Annotated in this window: 17 protein-coding genes; 10 read left to right on the top strand and 7 right to left on the bottom strand. The window is 41.2% G+C overall.

The features are described 5' to 3' along the window. Positions 1-51 precede the first annotated feature (51 nt). Both AAU57_RS14440 and AAU57_RS14435 read left to right on the top strand, forming a co-directional pair. Complete coding sequence (locus AAU57_RS14440) at positions 52-984, top strand: type IX secretion system membrane protein PorP/SprF (RefSeq protein WP_082438646.1); 933 nt, start codon at positions 52-54, stop codon at positions 982-984. Between the two features lie 18 nt (positions 985-1,002). Then, positions 1,003-2,994 carry an OmpA family protein gene (locus AAU57_RS14435; protein WP_055413592.1) on the top strand — a complete coding sequence of 664 codons (1,992 nt, stop codon included), beginning with the start codon at positions 1,003-1,005 and terminating at the stop codon, positions 2,992-2,994. Between the two features lie 70 nt (positions 2,995-3,064). Here the strand turns inward: AAU57_RS14435 and AAU57_RS14430 are convergent, their stop codons facing one another. Then, positions 3,065-4,666 carry a peptide chain release factor 3 gene (locus tag AAU57_RS14430; RefSeq protein ID WP_055413591.1) on the bottom strand — a complete coding sequence of 534 codons (1,602 nt, stop codon included), beginning with the start codon at positions 4,664-4,666 and terminating at the stop codon, positions 3,065-3,067. 136 nt (positions 4,667-4,802) lie between these two features. Here AAU57_RS14430 and idi point away from each other — a divergent pair, with 136 nt between their 5' ends. Genes idi through AAU57_RS14410 form a run of 4 tightly spaced genes read left to right on the top strand, consistent with a single transcriptional unit; the run spans position 4,803 to position 6,999 of the window. Continuing rightward, positions 4,803-5,315 carry an isopentenyl-diphosphate Delta-isomerase gene (gene idi, locus AAU57_RS14425; protein WP_082438645.1) on the top strand — a complete coding sequence of 171 codons (513 nt, stop codon included), beginning with the start codon at positions 4,803-4,805 and terminating at the stop codon, positions 5,313-5,315. Continuing rightward, positions 5,312-5,722 (top strand): 6-pyruvoyl trahydropterin synthase family protein, encoded by a 411-nt coding sequence (locus AAU57_RS14420; RefSeq protein WP_055413590.1) that lies wholly within the window; start codon positions 5,312-5,314, stop codon positions 5,720-5,722. Before idi ends, AAU57_RS14420 begins: the two co-directional genes overlap by 4 nt. Then, positions 5,719-6,693: a type I phosphomannose isomerase catalytic subunit gene (locus AAU57_RS14415; protein ID WP_082438644.1), complete on the top strand. Its 975-nt coding sequence runs from the start codon at positions 5,719-5,721 to the stop codon at positions 6,691-6,693. The genes AAU57_RS14420 and AAU57_RS14415 overlap by 4 nt, the downstream gene beginning before the upstream one ends. Before the next feature lie 39 nt (positions 6,694-6,732). After that, positions 6,733-6,999, top strand: a complete 267-nt coding sequence (locus AAU57_RS14410) for a hypothetical protein (protein ID WP_055413588.1) — start codon at positions 6,733-6,735, stop codon at positions 6,997-6,999. Here the strand turns inward: AAU57_RS14410 and AAU57_RS14405 are convergent. The 5 genes from AAU57_RS14405 to AAU57_RS14385 form a co-directional block, all read right to left on the bottom strand. Next, positions 6,996-7,706: a DUF4369 domain-containing protein gene (locus AAU57_RS14405; RefSeq protein ID WP_055413587.1), complete on the bottom strand. Its 711-nt coding sequence runs from the start codon at positions 7,704-7,706 to the stop codon at positions 6,996-6,998. The two genes, AAU57_RS14410 and AAU57_RS14405, sit on opposite strands and share 4 nt — an antisense overlap. Before the next feature lie 43 nt (positions 7,707-7,749). Continuing rightward, positions 7,750-9,066 carry a DUF819 domain-containing protein gene (locus tag AAU57_RS14400; RefSeq protein ID WP_055413586.1) on the bottom strand — a complete coding sequence of 439 codons (1,317 nt, stop codon included), beginning with the start codon at positions 9,064-9,066 and terminating at the stop codon, positions 7,750-7,752. 119 nt (positions 9,067-9,185) lie between these two features. Next, positions 9,186-10,133, bottom strand: a complete 948-nt coding sequence (locus AAU57_RS14395; RefSeq protein ID WP_055413585.1) for an alpha/beta hydrolase — start codon at positions 10,131-10,133, stop codon at positions 9,186-9,188. Between the two features lie 112 nt (positions 10,134-10,245). Further along, a complete protein-coding gene (locus AAU57_RS14390; RefSeq protein ID WP_055413584.1) occupies positions 10,246-10,542 on the bottom strand; it encodes a TIGR03643 family protein in 297 nt (98 codons plus the stop codon). Positions 10,543-10,585: 43 nt separating this feature from the next. Beyond that, entirely contained in the window at positions 10,586-11,263 is a 678-nt protein-coding gene (locus AAU57_RS14385) for an alpha-ketoglutarate-dependent dioxygenase AlkB family protein (RefSeq protein ID WP_231717832.1), read from the bottom strand. 9 nt (positions 11,264-11,272) lie between these two features. Here AAU57_RS14385 and AAU57_RS14380 point away from each other — a divergent pair, with 9 nt between their 5' ends. Both AAU57_RS14380 and AAU57_RS14375 read left to right on the top strand, forming a co-directional pair. Next, a complete protein-coding gene (locus AAU57_RS14380; protein ID WP_055413582.1) occupies positions 11,273-12,280 on the top strand; it encodes a 3-oxoacyl-ACP synthase III family protein in 1,008 nt (335 codons plus the stop codon). Positions 12,281-12,516: 236 nt separating this feature from the next. Continuing rightward, positions 12,517-12,879, top strand: coding sequence for a CoA-binding protein (locus AAU57_RS14375; RefSeq protein ID WP_055413581.1), 363 nt, complete (start codon positions 12,517-12,519; stop codon positions 12,877-12,879). 452 nt (positions 12,880-13,331) lie between these two features. Here AAU57_RS14375 and AAU57_RS14370 read toward each other — a convergent pair whose 3' ends face one another. Next, entirely contained in the window at positions 13,332-14,813 is a 1,482-nt protein-coding gene (locus AAU57_RS14370; protein WP_055413580.1) for a sodium:solute symporter, read from the bottom strand. 94 nt (positions 14,814-14,907) lie between these two features. On the opposite strand from AAU57_RS14370, the gene recR reads away from it, so the two are divergent. Then, positions 14,908-15,525, top strand: coding sequence for a recombination mediator RecR (recR, locus tag AAU57_RS14365; protein WP_055413579.1), 618 nt, complete (start codon positions 14,908-14,910; stop codon positions 15,523-15,525). 1 nt (position 15,526) lies between these two features. Then, positions 15,527-16,702 carry a glycosyltransferase family 2 protein gene (locus tag AAU57_RS14360; protein ID WP_055413578.1) on the top strand — a complete coding sequence of 392 codons (1,176 nt, stop codon included), beginning with the start codon at positions 15,527-15,529 and terminating at the stop codon, positions 16,700-16,702. The last annotated feature ends 107 nt before the right edge of the window (positions 16,703-16,809 follow it).

Genomic DNA, 16,809 nt, shown 5'->3' with positions numbered 1-16,809 from the left:
ATGAATCGGGCGCAAATCCCAAAGCGCCCGATTAATTTTAAAACATACAAGATGAAGAAATTGTTAATAGGTTTGATTGTTTTCGCTTTCGCGAAAGCGGTAACAGCTCAACAAGATCCACAATACAGTCAGTACATGTATAATCCGCTTGTTGTGAATCCAGCTTATGCCGGTAACCGTGGTGTTACCAGTATCGTGGGATTACACCGCAGTCAATGGGTAGGCCTGGATGGAGCGCCCAGGACACAAAGCATATCCATCCATTCACCTATACAGAATAGCCGCGTAGGTTTAGGGCTAAGTGTTGTAAATGATGCTTTGGGACCTACAGATGAGACTTATTTTGCAGCAGATTTTAGCTACACGATACCAGTGAGCTATGACGGTAATTTGAGTCTAGGTTTAAAAGGTGGAGCACATGTCCTCAATGTGGATTTTCAAAGATTGAATGCGTTGGATCCTGATATCTTGTTGCAAAACAATATCGACAATAGGTTATCGCCTACGGTAGGTGTTGGTGCTTATTATCATACGGATAAGTTTTATGTGGGATTAAGTACACCTAACTTGTTAAAGACCGAACATTTTGACCCGTCCAACAATAATAACAGTTCAACTGCTATTGCTACCGAACGAATTCACTATTTTGCAACCGCTGGATACGTCTTTGATCTTAATGACAACATTAAGTTCAAACCTACAACACTTGTCAAAGCTGTTGCGGGTTCACCCCTACAAGTTGATGTCACGGCGAACTTTTTAATCAATGAGAAATTAACGTTGGGAGCAGCTTATAGATGGAGTGCTGCCGTCACAGGTCTTGTTGGGTTTCAAATAAGTGATCAAACTATGATAGGCTTTGCGTATGATAGGGAAACTACTGAATTGGGAAATTCAACATATAACGATGGTAGTTACGAACTCTTTATTAGATTTGAACTGTTCAACCGTTACAGCAAATTGATCACACCACGATTCTTCTAATAATAGTATGTAGAAACTATGATGAAAAAATTATTTATTGTTTTACTAGCGCTAGTCGCTACCACTGGTGTAGCTCAAGAACGCAAAGTAGAGAAGGCAAGTAAGGACTTTGCAAACCTCGCTTTTATAGATGCTCAGGAATTGTACTTGAGAATTGTAAAAAACGGTTACTCAAGTCCAGAGATTCTGGCTAAGCTAGGAGATACTTACTATTTCAATGATGACTTGCAGGAAAGCTATAACTGGTACAACCAGCTTTTTGAAAATTACAGCGATAACATAAAGCCAGAATATTACTTTAGATATGCACAGGCGCTCAAGTCAGTGAGAAGGTATGATGAGGCAGATGTCTTGATGGCTAAGTTCAATACCTTCAAGGGTTATGATAGTAGAGCAGATAATTATTCCAAGCAACCAGATTACCTTCAAATCATAGATTTTCAATCTGGCAGATTTGAAGTTCAAAACGCTAGAGAGATCAATTCTTTTACGGCAGACTTTGGACCTTCATTTTATGATGATCAAAACCAAGTAGCTTTTGCAACCGCAAGAGATACTGGATCTTTCATTAAAAGAGTACATGAATGGAATGAGCAAGCATTTCTTCAACTCTACACTGCAGATGCTGATAGTGATGGAAAGTTGGATAACGCCCGTAGTTTAAGCTCTACATTAAACACAAAGTGGCACGAGAGTACTCCAGGATTTACAACTGATGGTGAGACCGTATATTTTACCAGGAACAATTCTGAAAAAGGAAGACTAAGACAAGATGTAGACGGTCTAACTAAGCTTAAGATTTTCAAATCTACCCGCAAAGGAAATAACTGGACAACACCAGTCGAGGTTAGCTTCAACAGTGATGAATATAGTACAGCACATCCAGCATTAACGCCTGATGGGAAGAAATTATTCTTTGTTAGTGATATGCCAGGAAGTATAGGTTATGATCCAGATGAAGAATTTACAAGATCTGATATTTGGGTCGCAGATGTAGCTTTAGACGGATCCTTAAGCGAACCTAGAAACGTTGAAGGTATCAATACTAATGGTAGAGAAACCTTTCCTTTTGTAAGCAAGAACAATGTCTTGTATTTTGCGAGTACAGGTCATCAAGGTCTTGGAGGACTAGATGTTTTTGCAAGTACCATCAACGCAGACGGTACAATGAGCGAAGTCATTAATATAGGTAAGCCTATCAATACACCATATGACGATTTTAGCTTTATCGTAGATGACGATACCAACTTAGGTTATTTTAGTTCAAATCGTCCAGGTGGAATGGGAGATGATGATATTTACCGCTTCAAGCAAACAGAGCAGCTGCGTAACATGTGCGAGATTTTGCTAACAGGTACGGTAACAGATGCTCAAACGGATGAACCTATAGAAGGAGCCGTGGTAAGTATCATGGATTCCAATAACAATCAAATAGACCAAATTACCACAAGAGCTAATGGTAAATATGTATTTAAACTGGAATGTGATAAACAATACTTTGTTAGAGGTGCTAAGGAAGACTACACTCCAGATGAAGAGCTATTTACAACTCCAGCGACAAGTGACTTTATAGACATACCGTTAGAGCTTTCTAATTCTAAGATTCCAGTACTGGAGTGTGATGATCTTGCTAAGATTCTTGATATCGAACAAATCTATTTTGACTTTGACAAATCAAACATTAGAAGTGATGCTGCGGCAGAGCTTGCAAAAATTCAAGCTTTCCTAGAATTGTATCCACAAACCAAAATCGAGATTCGTTCACACACAGATAGCCGTGCAAACGATGCCTACAATGATGCCTTATCAGAGCGTAGAGCTCAAAGCACCAGAAGCTGGTTAATAGAAAAAGGAATTGATGCCAACAGAATCACAGCCAAAGGTTTTGGAGAACGACAGCTGGTAAACAGATGTTCTAATGGTGTTAAATGTACTCCAGCCGAGCACCAATTAAACCGTAGATCTGAATTCATAGTTTCTGGATTGGAAAACTATACAGAATGTGAATAGTGATCTTCAAGATGTTTATTAAATAGAAAAGGCTTCCATTTGGAGCCTTTTTTACTTATTCTACAAGTTACTATTCTGCAATACTATCGAACTCTGATACAAAGTGGAATTTAATGCTTGGGTATTTTTGTTGCGTCATTTGCAACGAGAAAGCAGAATCTGCAAAAAACACGAGTTGACCACGTTTGTCATGAGCTAAGAACTTAGCCTTCACTCTCTTGAAATCCTTGAATTCAGCTGAGTTTTTATCTGCAGTGTCCACCCAACACGCCTTGTGGACATTCAAATTCTCATAGGAACACGTGGCGCCATATTCATGTTCCAAACGGTACTGAATGACCTCAAACTGTAGTGCACCTACGGTTCCTATAACTTTGCGACCATTCAGTTCTAGAGTAAACAATTGGGCAACGCCTTCATCCATAAGCTGGTCCACACCTTTGGCCAGTTGTTTGGACTTCATAGGGTCTGCATTGTTGATGTATCTAAAATGTTCAGGAGAAAAGGATGGGATTCCTTTATAATGCAGATCCTCGCCAGCCGTGAGCGTGTCACCTATTTTAAAATTACCGGTGTCGTGCAAACCAACGATATCACCAGGAAAGGACTCATCAACAATTTCCTTTTTTTCAGCAAAAAAGGCGTTAGGGCTGGAGAACTTCAAATTTTTATCGAGCCGTACATGTTTGTAGGCAGTATTACGTTCAAAAACTCCACTTACAACTTTTACAAAGGCAAGTCGGTCTCTGTGTCTAGGATCCATGTTAGCATGAATCTTAAAAACAAATCCGCTGAACTCTTTCTCGTCTGGCTGTACGATTCTTTCTTCTGCTTTTTTAGGCCTTGGTGAAGGCGCAATATCTATAAACCCATCAAGCAATTCTTTCACGCCAAAATTATGCAACGCACTTCCAAAAAAGATAGGTTGTAATTTACCATCAAGATATTCCTGACGATCGTAGTCAGGATAGATTCCTTCTACAAGTTCAATTTCTTCCCGCAAGGTTTCGGCGGCTCTACTGCCTACGAGTTCATCCAGTTTAGGATCTGTAAGATCATTGATGGAAATAAGGTTTTTGCGTTGTTTGACAGAATCTCCCGTGAATAGGTTGACATTTTTCTTACCAATGTTGTAAATCCCTTTCAAGTCATAACCCATCCCTATCGGGAAACTCAAAGGTGTTACTCTCAAATGAAGCTTTTGCTCAATCTCATCCATGAGATCAAACGCATCCTTACCTTCACGATCCATTTTATTGATAAAAACAATAATGGGAATGTTGCGCATGCGACAAACTTCCACTAGTTTTTCTGTTTGTTCCTCAACACCTTTTGCCACATCGATAACGACAATTACACTATCCACAGCTGTCAAGGTTCTAAAGGTATCTTCAGCAAAGTCTTTGTGACCTGGCGTGTCTAGAATATTGATTTTTTTGTTGTCGTATTCAAAGGCAAGGACCGATGTAGCAACAGAAATCCCACGCTGTCTCTCAATCTCCATAAAGTCACTGGCAGCACCTTTTTTAATTTTGTTGGACTTTACGGCTCCAGCTTCTTGAATGGCGCCACCGTATAGAAGTAGCTTTTCAGTAAGCGTGGTCTTTCCCGCATCTGGGTGAGATATGATACCGAAGGTCCTTCTTCGGGCAATTTGATCTTTGAATTTCATAGATAATTTAATCGTCTGCAAAAATACGTTTAAAGCACGATCTTGTAAAGAGCAATCAAAATTTCGACAACATGGTAGGAAAGTGATACATATTGGTAGTTGATCCTTTCGTATTTTTGAGACTGAAAGAAAAACATTGGAAGAAAAAGTTATACTCGTTAATGAAAAGGATGAGCAAATAGGGCTCATGGAAAAGATAGAGGCGCATGAAAAGGCTTTATTGCATAGGGCATTTTCTGTTTTTGTCGTGAATGACCACAACGAAATCATGCTCCAGCAGCGAGCACATGAAAAGTATCACTCACCAGGATTGTGGACCAACACATGTTGTAGTCACCAGCGTGAAGGAGAATCAAACATTGCTGCTGGTAAACGTCGCTTGATGGAAGAAATGGGCTTTACTACAGAGCTCAAGGAGCTTTTCCATTTTATCTACATTGCACCCTTTGATAATGGATTGACAGAACATGAACTTGATCATGTCATGGTAGGTACATTTAATGATGAACCCAATCTAAACCCACATGAAGTGGCTGACTGGAAATGGATGACTGCTAGTGACATTAAGGCTGATATGGAGCAACAACCTGAGATCTATACCGAGTGGTTCAAGATCATCTTTGATCAATATTATAATCACATCTCATGAGAATTACCGCCTATAGAAAAGCACATTTCAATGCCGCGCACCGCTTATACCGCAAGGATTGGGATGATCAGAAAAACCTAGAGGTTTTTGGTAAATGCAGCAACCCACATTATCACGGTCATAACTACGATCTTGAAGTTGGTGTGAGCGGAACTGTAGATCCTGAAACTGGTTTTTTGATAGATTTAAAAATTCTCAAGGACATCATTAAGGAACACGTAGAGGATGCTCTAGATCACAAAAATCTCAACGAGCAAGTTGCAGAGTTCAAAAATTTGAATCCTACGGCAGAAAATATCGCGTACGTTATCTACAACAAAATAAAAGAGCAGTTGGATCCTAAGTACGATCTAGAAGTAAAATTGTATGAGACACCACGCAATTTTGTGGTTTACAAAGGTGAATGATGGAATGGTACCCGCTTATATTTGAGCCCATCTATAAGGAAAAAATATGGGGCGGCAGTAAGCTTAATGAGCTCAAATCCATTGATCCTGCTATTTCAAACCTAGGCGAAAGCTGGGAAATAAGCGATGTAGACAATACTATTTCCATCGTTAAGAATGGAGTACTTGCCGGCACTTCAATCAAAGAATTACTTGGGCGTCATGGAAGCGAACTTTTAGGTAAACCTGTTTTTGAAAGATTCGGCTCTAGGTTTCCTTTATTGATCAAATACATCGATACCGCGCAGGACCTATCCATCCAGCTGCATCCAGATGATCAACTGGCACAAAATAAACACGACAGCTTTGGCAAGACAGAGATGTGGTACATCATGGATGCCAGTCCAGAGGCACAACTTACGTTGGGTTTTAAAGAAGCTAGTGATGAGTTCGCTTTCGCGAAAGCGATAACATCCAACCAACTGCCCAATTTATTGAACAAGCATCACGTCACACCAGGCGAGTCTTTTGTAATCAAACCAGGTTTTGTACATGCCATAGGCGCAGGAATCACGCTAGCCGAAATACAGCAAAGCAGCGACATCACTTACCGCGTCCACGATTATGGTCGTGAAGACGCCCATGGTAACCAGCGCGAGTTGCATGTTCAAGAAGCGATCGCCGCTGCAGATTATAGTAAGGCCAGCGACTATCAATTGCACTATGACGAGGATCAATACGACCGTCAACAGTTAGTCAAAACAATATATTTTAAAACGGATATCCTTCGATTTAAAGAAGCGTGTCTCATTGAGCTGTCGACAGGTTCCAGCTTCACGATTCTTATGAATGTAGGTGCGTCCTGCGAGCTGGTTCATGCTGGAAAAACCTATGGATTTGAATTTGCACAAACTTATTTGATACCTGCTGCTGTAGAAGACATTAGCGTTGTTCCACATGGCGAGGGCAAATTATTGGTAGTGTCTGTATAGCGCAATAATTGCGTATTTTTGCATCAAATTTGAAAACCCATGGCAAGTATAAGAGACCTCAAGCAGGACATCAATTATGTTCTAGGAGATATTATTGAAGCGGCGCTTATTTCACAGGCAGTAAATCCTGAAAAGAATGAAGCTGAAGCTGAAAAGATCGTTGACGACAGCATCGAGACATTTGACGAATTGATCGCGAGAGTCAATGACAAGAAAGTAGAAAACAGAGCTGCACATTTGAAGCAAGTACGTGCAGACTTAGAAACTGAAGGTAAAAAGCTTATTGAACGAGTGAATAAACTCTAATTAAGCTTTGCTTTCTGAATCATTTCAGACAGGTCTTTTCCATAAAGACTTGTCTGAATTTTTTTTGGCATCATCATATAGATGCTGTCCAGCAATTTAGGGTTGGCATCAAAGCCTTCTTGCAATAAAATAAAGGGTGCCACTTCATTTTCCTTGTGAACGCTGGCATAGTTAAGCGCATATAAAATACGTTTTCTAAGATACTTGTCGTATTCTGTGTTCAATGCCTCAATGTCTGCGGTTGCAGGATCTTCTACTTTGCTCAACTCCATGCTACGTCTCATCAAATCTGTATAGACCAGATCCAGTTTTGAGGTGTTTGCCTTAAAGGCTTCCAGCAATTCCTGATTTTTGGATCCTGAAATGACAGCATCCTTTTCATAGTTCTTGAGATTGGAATTGATAGTCATGATGGTGTCCTCTGCAAAAAAGGCGATGCGGTCGTCGTATTTGGAACCGTCCTTTACATCAAGATATAAGTATAAAAGCTCTGGTTCTTCAAGATTGTAGGTAAGCCTATAATCGCTTTGGCCATCTAGAACAACGCTGTCTAAGGTAATTAATGTAGAATCTTGAACCTTTTGCAGTGCTATGGTGCCTACCTTCAAACCTTTAATGGTTCCTTGAACGGCAAAGTTATTTTGGGTTTCTGGCTCACATGAGCTCAACATCAAAATGGAAACAAATAGAATTAGGGTAGATCTCATGCTTTTCAATTAGGGCTGCAAATATGCAGCAAACTTTTAAAATTTATGCAGGTGCGGCTATTTGCATTAAAATAGTACAAAGTATGGCGCCAACGGTTCCCACCACATAACCAAAAACCGCCAGCAATACACCTACGGTGGTGAGCGATGGATGAAATTCTGCAGCGACGACCGGTGCGCTCGCAGCGCCACCAACATTGGCCTGGCTACCTACGGCCATAAAGAAGTACGGTGATTTGGTCAGTTTTGCGACAAGTATGAGCAATCCCGCATGGATGGAAATCCATATCAAGCCTACCAAGATCAACCAAGGGTTTTCCAAAATCTGCCTTAGATCCATTTTGACACCGATGGTGGCAACCAATATGTAGATAAAAATGCTACCTATTCTGGATGCGCCCGTACCTTCATATTTCTTTACGGGTGTATAGGATAAAATGATACCGATGATCGTCGCAATGGAAATCAACCAAAAGAATTGGCTCGTTAAAAAGCTTAAATAAATATTCTTACTTATGGAACCGATGCCTTCCATCCAGGCCGATAAATAATTGCCTCCAAAATGTGCCAAACTCACAGCTCCGAAACTTAGACCCAACATCACCATTATGTCGGTTAGAGTTGCCTCGCGTTTGACGCTTAACGAATAGTCCGTGATTTTTTTCTTGAGTGTTTCAATGGATTTCACGTCAGCGCCAGTCCATTTATCAAATTTTGCAGCATAGCCTATTCCTAATAAAAGAACCGCCATCCAGATGTTAGCGACTACAATATCAACGAGCACCATGCCGCCATAAAGATCATCGTTGAATTGATAGACTTCCAGCATCGCAGCTTGATTAGCGCCACCACCTATCCAGCTACCAGCAATGGTGCTCAATCCACGCCAGACGGCATCTGGTCCAGCACCGCCAACTGTTTCTGGGCTAAAGGTAGATACGATCAATATGGCGATAGGACCACCTATGATGATCCCAACAGTTCCTGTCAGAAACATGATCAACGCTTTGGGACCTAAATTGAAAACCGCTTTTAGGTCAATACTTAGGGTCATCAACACCAGTGCTGCGGGCAACAGATAACGAGAAGCCATGAAATACAATGAGGAACTGTTTTCAGCCAGCTGGCCGTCCTCAATGGTTTTCCATTCTGAGGCAATCAAACCAGTAGAACTCAATATGGACGGTATCAAATAACACATCAATAGGGCAGGAACTACCTTGTAGAACTTTTGCCAAAATCCGGTTGTTTTTGATGAGGTGTAGAATACAAAACCCAGCGCCGCCATCAATAATCCAAACACGATCGTGTCTTGTGTAATGATGGGTGATGTGTCCACTAATGCTTCCTGAAAATTCATAAAAATCTGCTTAAACCGGAAAAATACGATTTTAGCCAGCTATAAGTAGGTAGAAATTGTAATGGGGCACGCTTTCGCGCCTGCCTGTCGGCAGACAGGAAAGCGAACTCTTTAAAACATTATTGCTTGACAAAAGCTAAGATCTCCTCAACCAGTTCTGGGTGCAATGGGAAACTGGGATCTGTATAGCTCTTGGCGGCCTCAATATCATCGTCACCTACCTTTTTAAAAAGATGGTCCATTCCTTCAATAATAACCAGTTTAGAATTTGGTAAAGCATTATGAAGTTTTTCAGCTTGATCGATGCTAACTTGACGATCTCTAGTTCCATTTAGGATCAAGGTTGGTACGGTAAGATCTTTGATGAGCTCAGTAGGATGATAGGCCATCCAGGATTTCATAAAAGGTTGTATGCCAGGACCAACTACAGACATGAGGTACGGATTGACTTTAGTGACCACGCTGTCTTGGGTTTTCATCTGAGCAAAAACAGCTGCTGCTTCTTTGTCCAGTCCAGGCGCTTGGGCCGCAATTTGCTGGACTATGATTTGATCAATAGGATCTGCCGCACCAGCAAGCGATATAAAGCCATCTACATTTTTATCTATGGATAGTAAGGCTATTAGAGATCCTTGACTGTGGCCGGCCAGAATGATCTTAGAAAATCTCTCGTCATTAGCAAAATGAGTCACGACTGTTTGAGCGTCAGTTACAAAATCGTCAAAGCTGATGTCGTCTGTAGGTTTTCTTTCTTTAACTAGTGTAAAGCTACGCTTGTCATAGCGATAAGTAGCGATTCCATTTTCTAATAGGACTTTAGCCAATTGCTTGTGAGAATCATTGCGGGTCATCATGCTGTTCCCGTTGCGATCATTGGGACCACTACCCGTAAATAGGATGACTAATGGAACTTGATCTGCACCTTCAGGAGTCCAGAGTGTACCTTTTATGAATTCATTGATGTCAACGACAGATGGATCGGTGGTCGTTTCCTGCTTGTCCATTTTAAAGGCATTTTGCGCCAAGGCAAAAAATGGAAATAACAACAGTAGAATTAATTTATTCATTGGTAAGTATTTAAAAAACAGATGACGATGCATCACTTAAAGCAATGCCTATGCCAATGTATAAATGTAATGTGAATAGAAAGATAAAAGAGGACAAGCTATAGAAAACTACCTACCTCTTAGAAATCTTATTATGTGTAATATGGCGCTGGCGGCTACATTTAAATCGGTCCATTTCTGGATCGCGCAGTGCTACATGTTTAGTAGGTCTGTCCTGAACTCTGGCGCGCCACATTCTAAAGCTACTGGGCTTCATCTGGTCGCGCATGATCTTAATCACTTCTGCTTCAGTGACGCCAAATTGGAATTCTATCGCGCTAAAAGGTGTGCGGTCTTCCCACGCCATCTCAATGATACGGTCGATGGAACGTTCGTCTAGGTCTGCTATAAGTTCTTTTGCTCTGGCCATAATGTTGTAGTCGTGGCAGCTGCCGTTGGATTACACTACAAATTTAAACACTAGGATCTACGACTTTTCTAAAGGTCAGGTTAATACGTGGTTGGATTTCGCGTTTGGTTTTCGCAATCTGGTGTTTGTAAGTGTGTTGGGTCGCACTGGCCATGAGTAGCAGGCTACCATTTTTGAGCGGGAATTTGTACCTCCATTCTTTATTCTCATTGTGGCGCAGGTGAAAGAAGCGTTCCTGTCCTAAACTTACAGATGCGATCACCGGATTCTTGCCCAGTTCTGGTTCATTATCGGCATGCCAGCCGTTGGAATCTGCACCGGTTCTGTATAGGTTGACCAGGCAAATATTGAATTTATGACCGGTTGCAGCTTCAACATCTTCTTTGATTGATTGCAGTAATGGCGACCATTCCAGCGCTTTGAAGGTAATGCCGCTATAACTATATTCCATTTGATCGTCACCATAGAGTTGCGTGAGTCGTGGCTCGTCATAGGTCTTGCCAAAAACGGTAATCTTATTTTGTCGCCATGGCGTTTGTTCTTGCAAGTTGTGGAACAGTTGTTTCGCTTTCGCGAAAGCGAAAAATCCTTCATCATAGAACACTTGAGCATCTGGAATCTCGAGTTCAATAAGTGAGCTGGACTTGTTATGCATGCATACTAAAATAAAGTGGTTTTCTAGGGCAATGATGGGTCTAGGCGTATCTTGCCAGACATTCAAAAATACAATATGTACACTTCAAGAATTGCCGGAATGGGCAAGTATGTTCCAGAAAATGTCGTCACTAACGATGATCTAGCGAGCATAATGGATACCAACGACGCGTGGATTCAAGAGCGCACCGGTATCAAGGAACGTCGCTATATCCAGAAAGGTGACGACAACAGTACGGCAACCATGGGCGTGAAAGCGGCCAAAATTGCCCTGGAAAGAGCTGGTATTTCTAAGGATGATGTAGACCTGATTGTTTTTGCCACACTTTCTCCAGATTATTACTTTCCTGGTTGTGGTGTTCAAGTACAAGAATTGTTGGATATCCACACGTGTCCAGCGCTGGACGTGCGTAACCAGTGTAGTGGTTTTATCTACGGGCTATCTGTTGCAGATCAATTCATCAAGACTGGAATGTACAAGAATGTTCTAGTAATAGGATCAGAGAACCATAGTGGTGGTCTGGACTTTACCACACGTGGTAGAAGTGTGAGTGTAATTTTTGGTGATGGTGCTGGAGCAGCGATCTTGACCAGATCAGACAAAGGAGGCCATGGTATTCTATCCACGCACCTTCATAGTGAAGGAAAGCATGCGTTGGAACTTTCACTAAAAGGCCCATCAACAGAATACTGGGTGCCTCAAATTATTGAAGACGATCCGCAAGAGGATATTCCATATTATCCATACATGAACGGACAGTTTGTTTTTAAAAATGCCGTGGTACGTTTTAGTGAAGTGATCATGGAAGGTTTAAAAACAAACAACCTTCAAGTGAGCGACATTGATATGCTGATACCGCACCAGGCGAATTTGCGCATCTCTCAATTTATCCAGAAGAAATTCGAATTGAGCGACGACCAGGTATATAACAACATCCAGAAATACGGTAATACCACGGCAGCATCTATTCCTATCGCGCTTACTGAAGCCTGGGAAGAAGGTAAAATTAAAGAAGGTGATACGGTTGTATTGGCCGCCTTTGGTAGTGGATTTACTTGGGGTAGTGCCGTTATAAAGTGGTAAAATACTCCACGAGCATTACGTTTAAAAAACAAAATCCCGAGCCTGCAAGCTCGGGATTTCTAGTAACCAAATAATAACACTAACCATTAATTATGAGTTATTTGGTTATTAACATGAGGTAAGGTTAATCAGACGCATGCCTACTTACTTATCAAATAAATCAATAAAGGATAATCACTACCTTCACATAATAGACGAGTCATAAACGCAATTGTTACAGTAAGATCATTAAAATTATGTCAAAGAAAACACTGGTGTTGGGAGCATCGCTTAAGGAACAACGTTATTCAAATGTTGCCATTTACCGGTTGAGAAAATTCAATAATGATACGGTAGCTATAGGCTTACGGTCTGGAATTGTAGATGACGTCAAAATCCATACAGAGCTGGTGCCTTTTACAGACATCGATACAGTAACCCTTTATTTGAATCCGCAGCGTCAGGTGCCTTACTACGATTATATTTTAAGCTTGAAACCCAGCCGTGTCATTTTTAATCCTGGCACCGAAAATCCAGAGTTTTACCAGATGCTAGAGAACAACGACATTGAAGTTGAGGTCGCTTGTACGCTGGTGATGTTGAGTACCAAGCAATATTAGAATTAAAATCAAAAAGCAAAATAAAAACAGAGAGCAACGCAAGACACTCTACTTTACTGTAATTGCTTTAGTGGCTGCAGGGCTAGCCTATTTTGGCAACTTATCTCTAGGTGTTGAATTTGTCAACGGTTGGACTTTGAATTTCCTTTACTTACCGCTGATCCTTTGTGTGCCTCTTTATCTGTTTTGGGGTTTTGAAATCCTTCTAGATTTTGCTGATTCTAAATTGAAGAAGAAGTGATGGAAAAGAAAAAAATTACCAATTCTAAATTTGCTCGAGTGTGGCAAGCTACCTATACTAAGACGGGAAATCTAGCATAAAGGCTGGATACGAGTGAATTTATTTTAGCAATCGGCTTTTATCTTGTCGTGTGAAATTTCATGGGTAATTATAATTTTTGAAATTTACCTCATACCTCATACCTCATACCTCATACCTCATACCTCATACCTTAAGAATGAGCAGCAAGTGGCTCAGCGTTAGTGTGAGAACGAAACAAACTAGCCACCATCAAGCCTATAAAGGTTACGGCACCATTCAACAGCAACACAAAGAAACCAAACTCAAAGCCACCATACGTGGATGATAGATAACTGATAAGGTAGGTGAGAAATGGCGATGCAATCGCAATAAACGGAATGATTTTGTGGTAAACATTTCTTTTGGTCAATATCCCAAACCCAAATAATCCCAACAGCGGTCCATAGGTATATCCTGCAAACACAAACAATTTGTTGATCACACTCGCGTCCTTGATGACATATTCAAAACTCACGATCACCAATATCAAAATGACAGAAAACCCGATGTGAAACAATTTGCGCAGCAATTGCTGGCGCTGCTCTGTGAATCTACTTTCGATTTTTACGATATCTACCGAAAATGATGTGGTGAGCGAGGTCAGTGCGCTGTCTGCACTGGAATAAGCCGCGGCGATCAGTCCCAGTAGAAATACCAATCCCATACCTATTCCCAGGCCACCGTTAATGGCAATCGCAGGAAATAAATCGTCCTTTGTGGCTGTTATGGATTCCGCTTTCGCGAAAGCGGTAAGCAGCACGCCTAGTGCCAGAAAAACAAAGTTGACTGCTGTCAAAACAAGTGTGAACCAGAAAATGTTCTTTTGAGCATCCTTAAGGCTGCGACAGGTTAGGTTTTTTTGCATCATGTCTTGGTCCAGCCCAGTCATCACGATAGCTATAAACGCACCTGCAAGGAATTGCTTGACAAAATACTGATCGCTTTTCCAATCGTCCCAAAAGAAGATTTGAGACAGGTCGCTGTCATTGACAAAATTCACGACACCACTAAAACCGCCCAAATCCAAACTATCAGATATAAAATATATCGCGGCTCCCAAAGCAATGAGCATAAAAAGGGTTTGCAACGTATCTGTCCAGACAATGGTCTTGATTCCTGATTTAAAAGTGTATAGCCAAATCAATAAAACGGTAAAGGTCACGGTCTGCCAGAATGCTATGTCCATCTGGTCAAATACGAAAGTTTGCAAAACACCAGCCACTAGATACAATCTAAAGCTGGCACCTACAATGCGCGACAAGAGGAAAAAGCTACTGCCTGTGTATTGCGCGGCACTTCCATAACGATCACCTAGGTAACTGTATATGGAGGTGAGATTCATGCGATAGTACAATGGCATTAAAATCAGGCCAATCACTGCATAGCCCACGATATACCCGAGGACGACCTGAAAATAATTCATCGCGCCAGCTTCAACGGCACCAGGTACAGAGATAAAGGTCACGCCGCTCAATGAGGCACCTATCATTCCAAATGCTACGATGTACCAGGGCGAGCTACGATTACCTCTAAAAAAAGTGGCGCTGTCGCTCTTGCGGCCCACGATAAATGAAATCCCAACGAGAACCGCAAAATAAACGGCGATAGTGATTAAAATTTGGGTAGAAGTCAATGTTTTGGTTTTGTGGCTAAATTAATATTATTCTAGCGTCTATTGGTAATCGCCTTCTATTAGAAACTTGCGCGAGTGTGTATATTTGTAGGACATGAATTTCTCCTCAAAAATCCTGGAAGAAGCCGTAAATCAGGTTTCTCAGTTACCTGGAATAGGCAAGCGTACCGCATTAAGACTAGTATTACATCTTATGCGACAACCAGAGCAAAATACAGACTTGTTGTCAGATGCCTTACTTAAGATGCGCCATGATCTACAGTTTTGTAAAAAATGCCACAATGTAAGTGATACAGATCTTTGTGAGATTTGCGCCAGCAACAGCCGTGACGAGACCATTGTTTGTGTGGTAGAAGATATTCGTGACGTGATGGCGATTGAAAACACCAGCCAGTATCGTGGATTGTATCATGTTTTGGGTGGTAAAATCAGCCCGATGGATGGTGTTGGGCCGCAGGATTTGAAAGTTGGCTCATTGGTAAGACGCGTTAAAGAAGATGGCGTGAAAGAAATTATTTTTGCCCTAAGTCCTACGATAGAAGGCGATACCACAAACTTCTACATATTTAAACAACTGGACGGTTTACAGATCAATACGTCAACGATTGCTCGTGGTATTGCGGTAGGAGATGAGTTGGAATTTGCAGACGAGGTCACGTTGGGACGCAGTATCCTGCATAGAGTTCCATATGAGAATTCATTGAAAAATTAGAATGGACCTTTCTGTCATCATATTGAATTACAATGCACGGGTTTTTCTGGAACTATGCGTTGCTAGTGTCCTGCGAGCGACAGAAAATCTCCATGCAGAGGTCATTGTTGCAGACAATGACTCTACAGATGATAGTGTAGAGCGACTTCTCAAGGCATTTCCTCAGGTAAAGGTGATTCGGTTGGATGATAATTATGGATTTGCTAAAGGGAACAATGTCGCAGTAGAACAAGCAAGAGGCACGCACATATGTCTCGTCAACCCAGATGCGATTGTTGGTGAAAAGGTATTTGCAAATTGCCTGAACTTCTTTCAAAGTAAGGCGCTGGAGGTTGATGGGGAAACCGCTTTCCTTGAGCAAAGCGATGAAGAAGTTCATACCGAGCGTATCCGAGGTACGAAAGCGAACTCTCAAATAGGCTTTCTAGGAATCCAACTTATTGATGGAAAAGGAACCTATTTACCAGAAAGTAAGCGTCGCGTTCCTACCCGAAGTGGAATTTTAAAAAAGATCCTAGGTTTTTCTGGGAGCTACTACGATCAGCGACTGGAACAGAATCAAGACGGCCCGACTGAAGTGCTTGTAGGCGCTTTCCTGATGGGGAAACGAGAAGTTTACAATCGTTTGGGAGGTCTGGATGAGCGCTATTTTATGTATGGAGAAGATATCGACCTAAGTTTTACCGCGATTAAAGATGGGCTTCAAAATTATTATTTGGGATCACAGACGGCTATACATTTCAAAGGAGAAAGCACGATAAAGGATGCTAAGTATTTTGAGCGATTTTATGGAGCCATGCATCTTTACTATGAAAAACACTATCCTAAGGGAAAATGGTTGACCGGCCTTTTGCGGTATATGACCAGATTCTTTAAAAGTCATGATACAGATGTAGAATTTATCGCAAAGAAATTACCTACTGTTTGTGTTACCAATGATGCTGCGTATCAACCAGATTGGGCCTCACGATCCATTTCCTTCAAAGAATTTATTCAAGAAGGCACAAGCAACTCTAAATATGTCTTCGATTTAGGCTCATTAGAACTAGACAAGCTGGTAGAAACATTAGCCTCAACCTCAAATAATCAAGGTCAATATCGATTCTTGACTTGGAATAGAACCGCTTATGCGGGCAGTGATACCAGTACAGAACGTGGTGAGGTGAGAATACTTTAAGGATTAAGGAAGATTTTTGAGGTATTACGATTGATATCTTAAATATTTCCTATCACAATGCGATATTCATAATCAGTTGGGTATTATTAGTACTTTTGCAAAATATT

Origin of the sequence: Nonlabens sp. YIK11, from assembly GCF_001413925.1 — a bacterium.
Classification (GTDB): Bacteria; Bacteroidota; Bacteroidia; order Flavobacteriales; family Flavobacteriaceae; genus Nonlabens.
Note: the sequence above shows the minus strand (reverse complement) of the source record. Positions and strands in the feature narration are given on the sequence as shown.